Genomic DNA, 13,773 nt, shown 5'->3' with positions numbered 1-13,773 from the left:
GTTTCACTTTATCACACCATTTCGCTTTTAATGCTATTTATTCTCATTAAGCATCTTAATTTTTGAATTGACTTTAGTTATTATGTACTACTTTAAGGGCTTTTTTGATCTGTGACAGTTTGGGGTGCGGAATGTGGGATGTAATAGACATACTAAGAGTTAAAATCCCACAATAAAAAAATGTGCTGACTATTGGGTTAATCTTCATTGTTTTCATATTTTTTCTATTGCCTAAAACCAAATTGATGATGAGAGGATGTTTTAAAAGTCTCTCATGATGTATCAACAAATCTTATATCTCCATAAATCGCCCTTATTAAGGGAGACCTTGAAAAATTTAGCCCCATTTTTAAGGAGGCTGGGAGAGCAATAAGTGTCTAACATCATAATTACGAACTTTTCAAACAACCTCTTAAATAAAAATCACAAAAAACAAAAAATTCCTAATTTCTAGGGATTAAAATTCTTAGGTGTTATGACATTGACTGGTACAATAACATTACTTTTAATAATTGGCCCATTCACACCAGTACCATTGCCTTTACCACCTCGCATTTCATGACGTACATTTTGTTGCTGTTCAACTTTTCCCCGACCACCAATATTCACTTGGGTTGCGGTGGAAGAAGTTGTATTCCCGGTACATGGTCCGGTATTTTTCATTTGAACATTAGAACCTTGTTTTGCCTGACTTTGAGAAATATTTAGTTGAACACCAACATGAGACATTACACACTGAGCAGAAGCAGATTCCGTAAACATGGGTGTTAATGTCAAACCCAATAGAGCTGTAATATATCCCAGTGCAAAAAGTTTATCTAGTATATGGGAAGTGGTAAATGGTGCGGGTATTAAATTAGGGGAAAGACAAATAGTAATTATTCCCTGTGAAATAAGTGAATTTGAGGAGTTTTCTGTTCCCCAAGAATGGGTAGATATTCCAGAATGGGTAGGAGACTATTATCTAGCTATTCAAGTAAATTTAGAACCAGAGGAAGATGAATGTTGGATAGAAGTATGTGGTTTCACAACCCATAGTTATTTAAAAAACCTGGGTAAGTATAATTTCTATGATAGAACCTATGCAATTACAGTAGATAATTTAATCCAAGACATCACAGTCATGGAAATCACATTACCACTAAAGATGAAAGCAGAAATTCCCGAATTACCACATCTATCAGCAGTAAAAGCTGAAGAATTGTTACAAATGTTCGCTAATTCATCCATCTATTCGCCTAGACTGCACGTTAATGATATAACATTTGAGGAGTGGGCTGCATTATTAGTTAATGACTCTTGGAGGCAAAAATTGTACGAGCAACGTATGGGTAAATTAGTAACATCGTCTAATCTTGTATCTACTAATACAACTAAAGCAGCTCAAGGTATCAGTAGTAAAATAGACCATATCGTGGCATGGATTACAACCACATTAGAAAATTTCTGTGATTTAGTACAACCAATTTTTGAACATGATTCAGAAATTTTGATCCCAGAATTTAAAAATGCACATTTACCTATTGCTTATGAAGGAATTAAAGAAATTAATTTAGTTTCACCAAGAGGGAGACAGTTAATAAAAGTGACCAAAATCTTAGAGGTAGTTAATGATTCTGAATTAATCAATATTTTAATTGATGTTAGTTCTACCGATTTTCATACTCCTCTTCCTCCTGATTTAGAGATTCGAGTTATCAATAAAGACAATCAGAATATTTACTCTATTATCACCGAGGAAAATGATATGAATGTCCGTTTTCCATTTAGTCGTCAATTTGGTGAGCCATTTTCTATTAAATTGATGATATCAGGAGAGGATATTGAGGTTTTTGAGTACAAATAGTGAGTTAAGTAGGTGGCTACATCCATTACTCCACCTGCCTTGTAGAGTTTTATTTTCTGATTCTTTTATTCATTATACTCGGAAAGTGATAGAAGAGGGTTATCAGTGGTTCATCTCAATTGTCAATGATTTTTATATTAACAAGCGTCAACAAGATAACTAGCAACTTGAGTTAACACAATATGACTAGAATTATTAATCTGTATTTAAACGGAGACCTAACCCAAAATGGGTTTAATATTCACATTGAAAATAGTCCAATCAATGGTTATCTTCCACCTTGTTTAGAACTAATTACTGCTTATGAAAATTGGCAGGAAAAATTACACGAATTTGAATTATTTAAGAGCAATAACAATGGTGGTAAAAGACAACTAACTAGACCCATTAAAAATGATCCTATATCTCCCCGCGATAGATTCAGGCAATTACACAGGCAAAGAACAAATGAAACTCAAGAAAGAGAACAAGCATATCAAAAATGTGAAAAAGATTTGATTGATAAAATGAATAGTTGGCTGGAAAATCAGTCTTTTCAACAAGTATTGGAAAGACTAAAAAGCATTGTACATAATACAGAAAATTTATGGATTAGACTGATTACTAATGATTTACAGATTACTAAATTTCCCTGGGAAAGTTGGAACTGGATTGAATCAGAAAGAATTAATAAAAAAGAAATAACAGTTACTTTTAGTCCTAGAAATTCAGAAATTCATCAAACAGTTTTGAATAGAAGAATTAGGGTTTTACTAATTTTCGGAAGTTTTGATAGCGAGGAAATACAAGGTAATGAGGAACAGCTTTGGAAAAATATACCTGGTTCTCATTGGATTAAAGTTTTGAAATCCGATAAAAGAGAGAATATTTATCAGGAAATTAGGGAGCATAATTATGATATTATTTATTTATCAGGACATTCTACAACTCAACAAAATGTTGGTAGGTTTTATTTAACTAATACTGAATATTTAGAAATTAGTAATCTCACGCATATTATCAGAACCAAAAAAGAATTAAAATTATTAATTTTCAATTCCTGTAATAGTTTAGGATTTGCTTTTGAGCTATATAAACAAGGTTTATGTATTCCTAATATGATTGCCATGCGTTATATAATTCATAATCAAACATCAATTTATTTTTTACAGGAATTAATTGAGCTATTTATTAAACAAGGAAAACCCCTTCATGAATCATTACAATCAATTAGGCATTTTTTAAAGGATAATCAAGATAAATATGCTGTTGGTTCTTATTTATTACCTGTACTGTTTCAGGTATCTTCTCAACCTCAGCTATGGAAAAACTGGTTTAGCTCTCTTCCCTCTTTTAGGGAATTATGTTTAATTATTGGTTATAGTTTGGTGATAACTTTAGCTCTTATTTTAATCCGTTCTGTGGGAATTTTACCACCTCTAGAATTACTTGCTTATGATCAATTGATGAGACTAAAGCCTTATGAAAAGCCAGATGAGCGGATACTGCTTGTAGTAGCGACACCGGCAGATATTAAGAAGCTAAATGAAGAGCCTGCGAAAAAGGCTACGTTATCAGATAATACTTTAAAAAAACTCTTAGATAAATTAAAGGAATATCAACCTACCACCATTGGGTTAGATATTTACCGCAATTTTCCAGCTAGTCAGCAACTAAAACCTGAACTAGAACAAGAAAATATTATTGGTATATGTAAAAAATCAGATTCTGAATATCAACAGGGACTTGAACCACCACGAGAAATTAAATATTTTGGTTTTGTTGATGCTCTGCATGATCATGATGATATCCTCCGTCGTCATATTTTGACATCGAAAGAGGATAAGAAGTGTAAAACGACTGCAAATTTTAGTCTCATGTTAGTTTTACATTATTTGTCTCGCAAACACCCAAATGTATATGCTGTTTACAAGAAAGACCAAGAAGAGCAAGAAAAACAAAAAGAAGAAAGTAATAAAAGTAATAATAGTTGTCGTATAATATTAGGTCGAGCTAAATTTAGATACTTAAAACCTGCATTCAAGGATATCAAAAAAGGTAATTTTCTGAGTAGTTTTCTGGCAGCTATTTTCACTACTCCAGGATATTATCATAATGAAGACCTGAGAGGTTGTCAAATTATGCTTAATTATCGTTCTGTTGATCCTGCAATTCCCAGAATTGTAGATAAGGACAATAATCAACCTAAGTTTAAGACTTCTGTACCTTCTGTACAAAGATTAATAGAAATAGTTACCATCAATCAAATTTTAGAAGATAAGATCTTTCAATCGGAAAAAGAGAAGTTAAAAGGTCGCATAATTATTGTAGGAATTAGTAACAATCTAGGCGAGCAACCTGATTACTGGAAGACTCCTTATAGTCGAGAACAAATTCCTGGAGTATTTATCCAAACACAGATGGTTAGTCAGATTTTAAGTGCAGCTTTAGATGGACGTGCTTTAATTACTCCTTTATTACCATGGCAAGATTTAATATTAATTTTTCTGTCTGCTTTTGTTAGTAGTTTGATTACTAATATTCTCATGAAAAATCAAGCTGTATTACTTATTATGATTTTGGAAGTATGTTTATTATCAATTAGCTATGGATTATTAATAGTAGGATGGTGGATACCTTTAATTCATTTGAGTTTAGCAGTAATAACCAGTCCCGTGATTATTTGGATATGGGATATTAATTTCAAAGAATGGCAAAGAAAATTTAATTATCACTTAATTATAGGAGTAAAATCATGACAAAATTATGCCGTTGCTTGTTTACAGCTATAATATTAATAGCTTATTCTTCACCTACACTGGCGGGTATTAAAAAGCCTAAAGCACTACTAAATGCTCCTGCTGCAAAAAAAGGTACTGGAACTTTTAAAATTAAACAGCCTAAAGTACCACCAACTGCTCCTGATGCAAAAAGAGGTACTGGAACGGTATTTAATTTTTGTTCTTCTACTAATTATGGTATTGATTTAACTCCACTAATTCCTCAATCTACTTGGGGATATACTGCTAGTCAAACTCCCGTAGTTTGGGTTCATATTTCCTATGAGAAAAACCCGAGTAATCCACTTTCGGGAGAATTATCTGTATTAGATAAACAAGGAAATTTGATAAAGGAAAGACAGAAGGTGGAGATTCCTAATACTTCTGGTGCTTTTTCTCTTCAACTTCCTGAATTACCACAATCTAATCAAGTTTATGATTGGATATTACAAATTGAATGCGGAAATAATCAAAATACTTTTTTCAGTAATTATGTTATCGTGCCTTCTATTTCTAGAAATTCTAGCAAATATGCTATTATTATGGGATCTATATATCAACGACAATTTGATGATTTAATTAAGCTCAAACCAGAAGAAAGAATTTCTTTTTATCTAAAAAAAGGAATCTGGTATGATGCTTTAAATGAAGCAGCAAATCTTTATTGTCAAGATTCTCGTTTTTGGCAGGAACTATTAACCCAGGAAAAATTAGAAATAGCTTTGAAAGAACCAATTAAATGTTCTAAATATTAATTGGTCTCACGCAAATATATCACCAATTGCTATTTAGCACCTAATGACCAAGTTGAGCTTTAGCCTGTTGCCACAGGGCATCTAATTCTTCTAAACTATAATCTGTCAACGGACGTTCAATTACATCTTCCATTTTTTGCAATCGTTGAATAAATCGCTGACTTGTCCCTTGTAAACCCGCACTGGGATCAAGTTTATGCCATCTGGCAATTTGAATAATGGCAAATAGTAAATCACCTAATTCGGATTCTTGTCTTGCTTTGGTTTCTTCAGCTAAAGCCTGTTGAAATTCCCCCAACTCTTCATGAAATTTGCCCCAAACTTCATCTATATTATTCCACTCAAAACCAACTTTAGCAGCTTTTTCAGATATCTTCATGGCCGCATTTAAGGGGGGAAGACTACGACGATAACGATTTAATTTATGACTGAGTTTTTGCTCTTCTACAGTTTCTCCTTTTTCTGCTGCTTTAATCATTTCCCAATTTTGGTGTACCTCTTCTATACTTGCTACAGTCACATCGGCAAATACATGAGGATGACGACGGATTAACTTTTGAGAAATACCCTCAGCTACTTCTTGCAAAGAAAAATCACCCGCTTCACTGGCAATTTGTGCCTGTAATACTACTTGTAATAATAAATCGCCTAATTCTTCAGCAATGGCCTGTTTATCCCCAGTTTGAATTGCGTCTACTACCTCATAAGCCTCTTCAATTATATATGGAGTTAGACTTGATGGGGTTTGTGCCAAGTCCCAAGGACAACCTTGGGGAGATCGCAATTTCGCAACTACATTTATTAACTCTTGTAATGCCGCTAAAGTCTGATTAACTTCCATATTTTTACCGCTTTTTGACACTGCGACGACTGGGGCTAACTTTACGTTTCTTAATTTTGCCACGAGGAGGAAACCGTAAAATCAGTTAAACTAATTTTTTCATCTGTTCATAAAAACCACAATCATCTCATGCAAGTGCAACTCCGTGGATCTAAAAATCCCCTCGCGTATCTGCTATTAATTGCTCCTTTTTTCCTTTGGGGTACAGCAATGGTGGCCATGAAAGGCGTAATTCCTCACACCACACCCCTATTTATGGCGGGAGTTAGATTAATACCTGCGGGGGTGTTAATTCTCATGGTGGCTGCATTCATGGGTAAACCTCAACCTCAAAGTTGGTTAGGATGGTTGTGGATTATTATATTTGCTTTGGTTGATGGTACGTTATTTCAAGGCTTTTTAGCCGAAGGTTTAGTCAGAACCAATGCTGGTTTAGGTTCGGTGATGATAGATTCCCAACCTCTAGCAGTAGCTTTACTTTCCCTGTGGCTATTTCAAGAACATATTGGTTTATGGGGATGGTTGGGGTTAGGTTTGGGAATTACAGGAATTAGTCTGATTGGTTTACCCCAAGAGTGGATTTTCCATCTTTTTGACGCGGGGATAACCATTTCCATAGATAATTGGCAAGAGTTATTTAATAGTGGTGAGTTATTAATGTTACTGGCAGCTTTATCAATGGCTGTGGGAACTGTGTTGATTCGGTTTGTGTGCCGATATGTAGATCCAGTAACAGCTACAGGATGGCATACAATTATTGGTGGTTTGCCTTTGTGGGGAATTTCTTCAGTATTAGAATCTCAACAATGGCGAAATCTTGTACCATCAGATTGGATAGCTTTAGGATATGCTACTGTATTTGGCAGTGCGATCGCCTATGGATTATTTTTCTATTTTGCTTCTAGTGGAAATCTCACCAGCTTAAGTTCTCTCACCTTTCTCACACCTGTTTTTGCTTTAATATTCGGTTATATTTTCCTCAATGAAGTCCTGACAATAATCCAATGGTTCGGGGTTTTTCTCACCTTAATTAGTATTTATTTAATTAACCAACGAGAAAATATCGGCGGAAACCAGAAACCTACTATCACAGGAGTCAGGAGTCAGGAGTCAGGAGTCAGAAGTCAGGAATCAGGAATCAGGAGTTAAGAGTCTCTTACAGTCTGGCTTTTACCGTAGATTCTTGATCTAATTTAAATTTAACAACCGCCAGTAATTCTCTTGATGTCTAACATTCAAAACCTCAAATCTGCCCTCTTGCCCCCACCCCTCAAACCAGGTGATTTACTGCGCGTCATTGCCCCCAGTGGTGCATTGCGAGAAGTTGAGGCTTTTAATCAAGGTGTGGAAATTTGGAAGGCGCACGGCTATCGGATTAAAATTAGCGAAAATATAGATAATAGACATGGTTATCTAGCTGGTACAGATGCCCACCGTCGTCAACAATTAGCCACAGCATGGCAAGATCCAGAATGCAAGGGTATTCTCTGCGCGAGAGGTGGTTTTGGTAGCACCCGGATTTTAGAAGATTGGACTTGGCAAGAAAATACCATTACCCCTAAATGGTTAATTGGCTTTTCTGATGTCACAGCCCTGCTTTGGAGTCTCTACAACGCCGGGATTGTCGGTGTACATGGTCCCGTCATGACTACCCTAGCCAATGAGCCAGAATGGTCAATTAAGCGGTTATTGGACATATTAGCAGGTCGTCCCCTTGAACCTTTAAAAGGTTGTGGTTGGGGTGGTGGAACAAGTACAGGAATCTTGCTTCCTGGTAATCTGACAGTCGCTACCCATCTTTTAGGAACACCGATTTTACCCAACCTTGATGGTGTGATCTTAGCCTTAGAAGATGTCACAGAAGTACCTTATCGTATTGATAGGATGTTAACTCAGTGGCGATTAAGTGGGGTTTTGTCCCAAGTTCGCGGTATTGCTTTGGGCGGATTTACCCAATGTGAAGCCCCTCCTCACATACCTAGTTTTACTGTAGAGGAAGTTTTGCGCGATCGCTTGGGTGATTTGGGTATTCCCATAGTTTCTCATCTCCCCTTTGGTCATGATAATCCCAATGCTGCTTTACCTGTGGGAATAATGGCAACATTGGACGCGGAACAAGGAACATTGCATTTTACCTCATAGATATAGATATATTAAGTAGGTTAGCATTAAAAACTGTCGTTATGGCAAGGCAAGAGGCAAGAGGCAAAAAGCAAGAGTGAAGAGGGTTTGGGCGATTTTACTTTTCTTTACACAGATTAGTTTTATTGTGTTCACCTACTTAGACACTATGTTTCTTATCTATTCTCTATTCCCAATTCCCAATTCCCAATTCCCAATTCCCTATTCCCTGTTTACAGCGATTTCCAATCATATAAGGTACATCTTAGCCCCCTCATCGCTTGCGGGGAGGGGGTTGGGGGTGGGGTTCTTGTTCCGGGTTTGATGACAATTTGCTGTAAGACAATGACAAAACATAAATAACTGTAAATCTGCGAGAACTTGATTAAAATCATGATGATTGTATAAACCTGTTTTATGATTAGCATTTCTGAGAATTGTTAACCAATTTGCTACTTCTTTCATGTACTCTATAGATGTATCAATTTTCTGGGGATTATAAGATCCTATTTGTCTATGTAATGCTAATTCTTTATCCGTCGGTTGAATACCTAAGTCATTGATTTGATCAGTAACTATTTTACAGGTCAATCTTTCAACTAAATTTGCGGCTTTTAGACTTATACAATTAGAATGTACACGATATTTAATTAACACTTTGGGAATATTCCAAACTTTGAATTTTTTGGATATTCTTACCCATAGATCATAATCTTGAGCATTTGGATAATCTTTTCTGTAAACCTCTCCATTTATCTCAACTGCTTTGATTGCACTTCTTCTCATCAAAACTGCTGAATGAGCAAAATAATTATGGAATAGCAGCCGACAAGGAATTTTTTGATAGGGTTCTTCCTCATTCCATACTTCACCGGTCAAATTATCCTGATCATCCATTAATTCAACCCAAGACCCAACCATACCAAACTCTGGGTTATTTTCCATAAACTCAAATTGTTCTGCTAATCTTGATGGATAAGCATAATCATCACAATCTAAAACAGCAATGTATTCACCTGATGATGCTTGCAAACATTTATTTCTAGTTGTTGGTTGCCCCAAATTGACATTGTTTTGAATTAATTTGATGCGTTTGTCTTCATAGGAATTAATGATCTTTACGCTACTATCTGTTGAAGCATCATCTACAATGACAAATTCAAAATTTGTAAACGTTTGATTTAAAATACTCTTGATTGCTGTATCAAGATATTTTTCGCCATTATAAACTGGCATAACAACTGTAATTTGAGGATTTAACTCTTGTTGAATAAGCTGATTTTGCGTCATAGTATCTAATGCTTTTGGACAAATGGGTGATTTTTATAGTAATCCATAAATAACGTATAATGTGCGAGTTATACCTAATTTCAGGGAACTTTTGTTCAACTTCAAAAAATGCCTAGTATAAACTTTGACCCTAAACCTACCATCTCGATTATTTTATGTACCTACAATCGAGCAAAATATTTAAACGATTGCATAAACAGTGTACTTCAACAAACCTTTCAGGATTTTGAATTAATTATAGTTGATGATGGTAGCCAAGATCATACTTTTGAAATTGTCAATAGTTACATACAAAAACTTCCTCATATCCGTTATCTTAAACATCAAAATCGGAAAGCTGCTTATGCCAGAAATGCGGGTATTCAAGCATCTTTTGGTAACTATATCACGTTTATTGACAGTGACGACACCTATAAACCCCATCATCTAGAATCGCGGCTGGAATTTATGCAAGCTAATCCAGAGATTGATTTGATTGAAGGTGGATGTGAAATTGAGGAGGAATTCTCTGTTCCTGATTATTTTCAACCTGATCAAACAATTAATATTAGAGAATGTGTTGTCGGTGCTACATTTTTCGGAAAAAGACCGATGTTTTTTGAATTAAAGGGATTTAATAATATTCCCTATGGTGAGGATACAGATTTGTGGGAACGTGCCGAAAAAATCTTTAAAACTCAAAAAATCAAAGAGCCGGAAACCTATATTTATACAAGAGTGGAAGATAGTACAACTAAGATTTTCTTAGATAAAATGTCTGCTGGTAATTAATATAATCCATTAGACATCTCCAAAAATTAAATATGCGTTTTCTACAACCCTTGTAGAGACGTTCCGGCGGAACGTCTCTACATTTATTTTCACAAAATGTCTAATATCTAACTTTTGGAAGTAAATTTACAAAAAAAATAGCAGGAATTGCCACTATTTCTAGTTGGAGTTTTCAGTTGATTTTTAAACTGCGTCTATAAAATATTCTGAGTTGAAAAAGTTATTTTTAGATGCAATTAATCAATTAAATTGGGAGATTGTTGGCAATTATTTAGCCTGTTTATGTAAGTTGTAAATTGACTCTTTTTGAAGATTGGATAGTATTTGTGTGAATTGTGGGAGAATATGTTAGAATTATAGCAAAATATGACAACTATTCAAAGTTAATTTGACATAATTTTGTCTTTTGTCAAGTTGAAGCCTAAAATCTACATTTTTTTGGAGTTTTCGAGTTTATGACAACCTCACAGGAGAGGATTATCCCGACGGATTTGCGAGGTGAAATGTCGCGGTCTTATCTAGAATACGCCATGAGCGTCATTGTAGGTCGGGCGCTGCCAGATGCTAGGGATGGACTCAAACCTGTGCATCGTCGCATCCTCTATGCCATGCACGAACTGGGTTTACTACATGATCGCCCCTTTAGAAAATGCGCCCGTGTGGTGGGGGAAGTATTAGGTAAATATCACCCTCATGGTGACACGGCAGTGTATGATGCCCTGGTGCGGATGGCGCAGGATTTTTCCATGCGATCGCCTCTTATCAGTGGACATGGTAACTTTGGTTCAGTGGACAATGATCCGCCGGCGGCAATGCGGTACACAGAATGTCGCTTGCACGCATTAACCAGTGTTGCCCTCCTCCAAGATATTGAAGCCGAAACCGTAGACTTTGCCGATAACTTCGATGGTTCGCAACAGGAACCTACCGTTTTACCCTCCCGCATTCCCCAACTGCTGTTAAATGGTTCTTCGGGAATTGCTGTGGGCATGGCGACAAATATTCCCCCACATAACTTGGGAGAATTGATTGATGGATTAGTAGCCCTAATTCACAATCCCGAAATAACTGACATTCAGTTAATGCAGTATATTCATGGTCCCGATTTCCCGACTGGGGCGCAGATTTTGGGGGTGAGTGGCATTAAAGAAGCTTACACCACTGGACGCGGTTCAATTACCATGCGGGGTGTTGCCAATATTGAAACCATCGCCCAACGCAACCGTCCAGAACGGGAAGCAATTATTATCACCGAACTGCCTTACCAAACCAACAAAGCGGCATTAATTGAAAAAATTGCCGAGTTGGTAAATGATAAACGCATTGATGGTATTGCAGATATCCGAGACGAGAGCGATCGCGATGGCATGAGAATCGTTATAGAATTAAAACGAGATGCCTATCCCCGTGTCGTTTTAAACAACCTTTATAAACAAACCCCTTTACAGTCTAACTTTGGGGCAAATATGTTGGCACTAGTCAGCAGTGAACCCCAAACCCTGAACCTCAAACGTTTCCTCAGCGTCTTCCTAGATTTCCGCATTCTCTCCATTGAACGCCGCACCCGCTATGAACTGAGGAAAGCACAGGAACGAGATCACCTATTACAAGGCTTATTAATTGCCCTGTCACAATTAGATGCAATTATTGTTTTAATTCGTCATGCACCGGACGCACCCACAGCCAAAGGGGAATTAATCACCACTTACGGACTGTCGGAAGTGCAAGCAGACGCAATTTTGCAAATGCAATTACGGCGACTAACAGCGCTAGAAGCCGATAAAATTCGCCTGGAACACGAGGATTTACAAGTTAAAATTGGCGATTTAGAGGATATTTTAGCCAGACGGGAACGGGTGCTAGAAATCATTGAAACGGAAATCAGTCAAATTAAAACCAGTTTCGCCACACCCCGGAGGACAGTAATTACTCATGGGGAAGGAGACATAGATGATATTGACTTAATTGCCAACGAAAAAGCGATTATTCTGGTGACAGAACAAGGTTACATCAAACGGATGCCCGTTAACACCTTTGAATCCCAAAGCCGTGCCACCAGAGGCAAAGCCGGGGCAAAAGTCAAAGATGATGATACCATCGAGCATTTCCTCACCTGCTGCGACCATGATAGTATCTTATTCTTTAGCGATCGCGGAGTCGTCTACTCCCTCAAAGCCTATCAAATACCCGTAGGTTCGCGCACCAGTCGGGGGACACCCATAGTCCAAATGTTACCCATTCCCAAAGAAGAAAAAATTACCTCCATTGTCCCCGTAGACGAATTTAGCAGCGAAGAATATCTCGTCATGCTCACCAAAGGCGGTAACATCAAAAAAACCGTCCTGGAAGCATTTAGCCATATTCGCGCCAACGGACTAATTGCCATATCCTTAGAAGAAGGCGACCAACTGCGCTGGGTGAGAAGAGCCAGAGTAGAAGACAGCATCATTATCGGCTCACGTCAAGGTATGGCCATTCACTTCCGCTGTACCCATGATCAACTGCGTCCCCTGGGGAGAGCCACTCGTGGTGTAAAGTCCATGAAACTCAAAAATCAAGACGAACTCATCGGCATGGATATCCTACCAGCCGCTGTTCTCGATACCCTGGATACTGTCATAGAAGGGGACATTGAAGAAACTGTGGAAATCGAAAATAGCGAAGAAACCGTAGAAACCGCCGACATCGAAAATAGCGAAGAAATCGCAGAAGTCACCAACACCAATAGTATTGGACCTTGGGTATTAGTCATTACAATGGGCGGTTATGGTAAGCGCGTTCCCGTTTCCCAATTCCGACTCCAAAACCGTGCTGGACAAGGTTTAATGGCTACCAAATTCAAAAATCGCAAAACCAAAGACAAATTAGCCACCCTGCGAATTGTCAACAGCGACGACGAAATCATGATGGCCACCAATCGTGGTATCATTATCCGTCAAGCCGTCAATGCTATCTCTATCCAATCCAGGTCAGCTACTGGAGTTAAAGTGCAACGTTTAGACGAAGATGATGCCATTACTGGAGTTGCAATTGTTCCCCCTGACACAGGAGATACAGGAGAACTAGAAGAAGCAGAATAGACAATTAACAATTAACAAGATCCCCGACTTCTTAGAGAAGTCGGGGATATGAATTTTCTGGTAGAACTTTTAATCTAAATTAACTATATCTCCTACGTATACAATAGTATCTAAAATCACACAATATTTCCTTCAAAACTAATTGACTAATGTGAACAATAAGTAGGGATTGCTGAAAAAGTTGTCTGTGAGGGCTAGGAGTCAGGAGTCAGGAGTCAGGAGGAAGAATTAGAAGAAGATAAGAATAGTATTAAATCTGGTAAAGTGATAGGTTTTTGCTAATTTCAACCCTTATTCCTTGCACTTCTTT

General features: G+C 37.1%; 10 protein-coding genes. 7 read left to right on the top strand and 3 right to left on the bottom strand.

The annotated features are described in order from the left end of the window. Positions 1-450: 450 nt before the first annotated feature. Positions 451-762 (bottom strand): hypothetical protein, encoded by a 312-nt coding sequence (locus PN471_RS01980; protein WP_271775443.1) that lies wholly within the window; start codon positions 760-762, stop codon positions 451-453. Between PN471_RS01980 and PN471_RS01975 the strand changes: the two genes are divergently transcribed. The 3 genes from PN471_RS01975 (at position 761) to PN471_RS01965 (ending at position 5,360) form a co-directional block, all read left to right on the top strand. After that, entirely contained in the window at positions 761-1,846 is a 1,086-nt protein-coding gene (locus tag PN471_RS01975; RefSeq protein ID WP_271775442.1) for a DUF1822 family protein, read from the top strand. The genes PN471_RS01980 and PN471_RS01975 overlap by 2 nt on opposite strands. Positions 1,847-2,028: 182 nt before the next feature. Beyond that, positions 2,029-4,584: a CHASE2 domain-containing protein gene (locus PN471_RS01970; RefSeq protein ID WP_271775441.1), complete on the top strand. Its 2,556-nt coding sequence runs from the start codon at positions 2,029-2,031 to the stop codon at positions 4,582-4,584. Beyond that, the gene (locus tag PN471_RS01965; protein WP_271775440.1) at positions 4,581-5,360 is read left to right on the top strand and encodes a DUF928 domain-containing protein; all 780 of its coding nucleotides are present in this window, start codon (positions 4,581-4,583) and stop codon (positions 5,358-5,360) included. Before PN471_RS01970 ends, PN471_RS01965 begins: the two co-directional genes overlap by 4 nt. Positions 5,361-5,400: 40 nt before the next feature. Here the strand turns inward: PN471_RS01965 and mazG are convergent, their stop codons facing one another. Further along, positions 5,401-6,201 carry a nucleoside triphosphate pyrophosphohydrolase gene (gene mazG / locus PN471_RS01960; RefSeq protein WP_271775439.1) on the bottom strand — a complete coding sequence of 267 codons (801 nt, stop codon included), beginning with the start codon at positions 6,199-6,201 and terminating at the stop codon, positions 5,401-5,403. A gap of 129 nt (positions 6,202-6,330) precedes the next feature. Here mazG and PN471_RS01955 point away from each other — a divergent pair, with 129 nt between their 5' ends. Next, the gene (locus PN471_RS01955; RefSeq protein ID WP_271775438.1) at positions 6,331-7,350 is read left to right on the top strand and encodes a DMT family transporter; all 1,020 of its coding nucleotides are present in this window, start codon (positions 6,331-6,333) and stop codon (positions 7,348-7,350) included. A 75-nt stretch (positions 7,351-7,425) separates the two neighbouring features. Continuing rightward, positions 7,426-8,343 carry a S66 peptidase family protein gene (locus PN471_RS01950; RefSeq protein WP_271775437.1) on the top strand — a complete coding sequence of 306 codons (918 nt, stop codon included), beginning with the start codon at positions 7,426-7,428 and terminating at the stop codon, positions 8,341-8,343. A gap of 228 nt (positions 8,344-8,571) precedes the next feature. On the opposite strand, the gene PN471_RS01945 is transcribed toward PN471_RS01950, so the two are convergent. Continuing rightward, positions 8,572-9,612, bottom strand: a complete 1,041-nt coding sequence (locus tag PN471_RS01945) for a glycosyltransferase family 2 protein (RefSeq protein ID WP_271775436.1) — start codon at positions 9,610-9,612, stop codon at positions 8,572-8,574. Between the two features lie 108 nt (positions 9,613-9,720). Between PN471_RS01945 and PN471_RS01940 the strand changes: the two genes are divergently transcribed. Continuing rightward, the gene (locus PN471_RS01940; RefSeq protein ID WP_271775435.1) at positions 9,721-10,383 is read left to right on the top strand and encodes a glycosyltransferase family 2 protein; all 663 of its coding nucleotides are present in this window, start codon (positions 9,721-9,723) and stop codon (positions 10,381-10,383) included. Positions 10,384-10,838: 455 nt separating this feature from the next. Next, positions 10,839-13,463, top strand: coding sequence for a DNA gyrase subunit A (gyrA, locus tag PN471_RS01935; RefSeq protein ID WP_271775434.1), 2,625 nt, complete (start codon positions 10,839-10,841; stop codon positions 13,461-13,463). The last annotated feature ends 310 nt before the right edge of the window (positions 13,464-13,773 follow it).

The organism is Aphanizomenon sp. CS-733/32 (genome assembly GCF_028330045.1).
In the GTDB taxonomy this organism is placed as follows: domain Bacteria; phylum Cyanobacteriota; class Cyanobacteriia; order Cyanobacteriales; family Nostocaceae; genus Dolichospermum; species Dolichospermum gracile.
The sequence above is the reverse complement of the archived record's forward strand: the minus strand, read 5'-3'. Positions and strand labels throughout refer to the sequence as shown.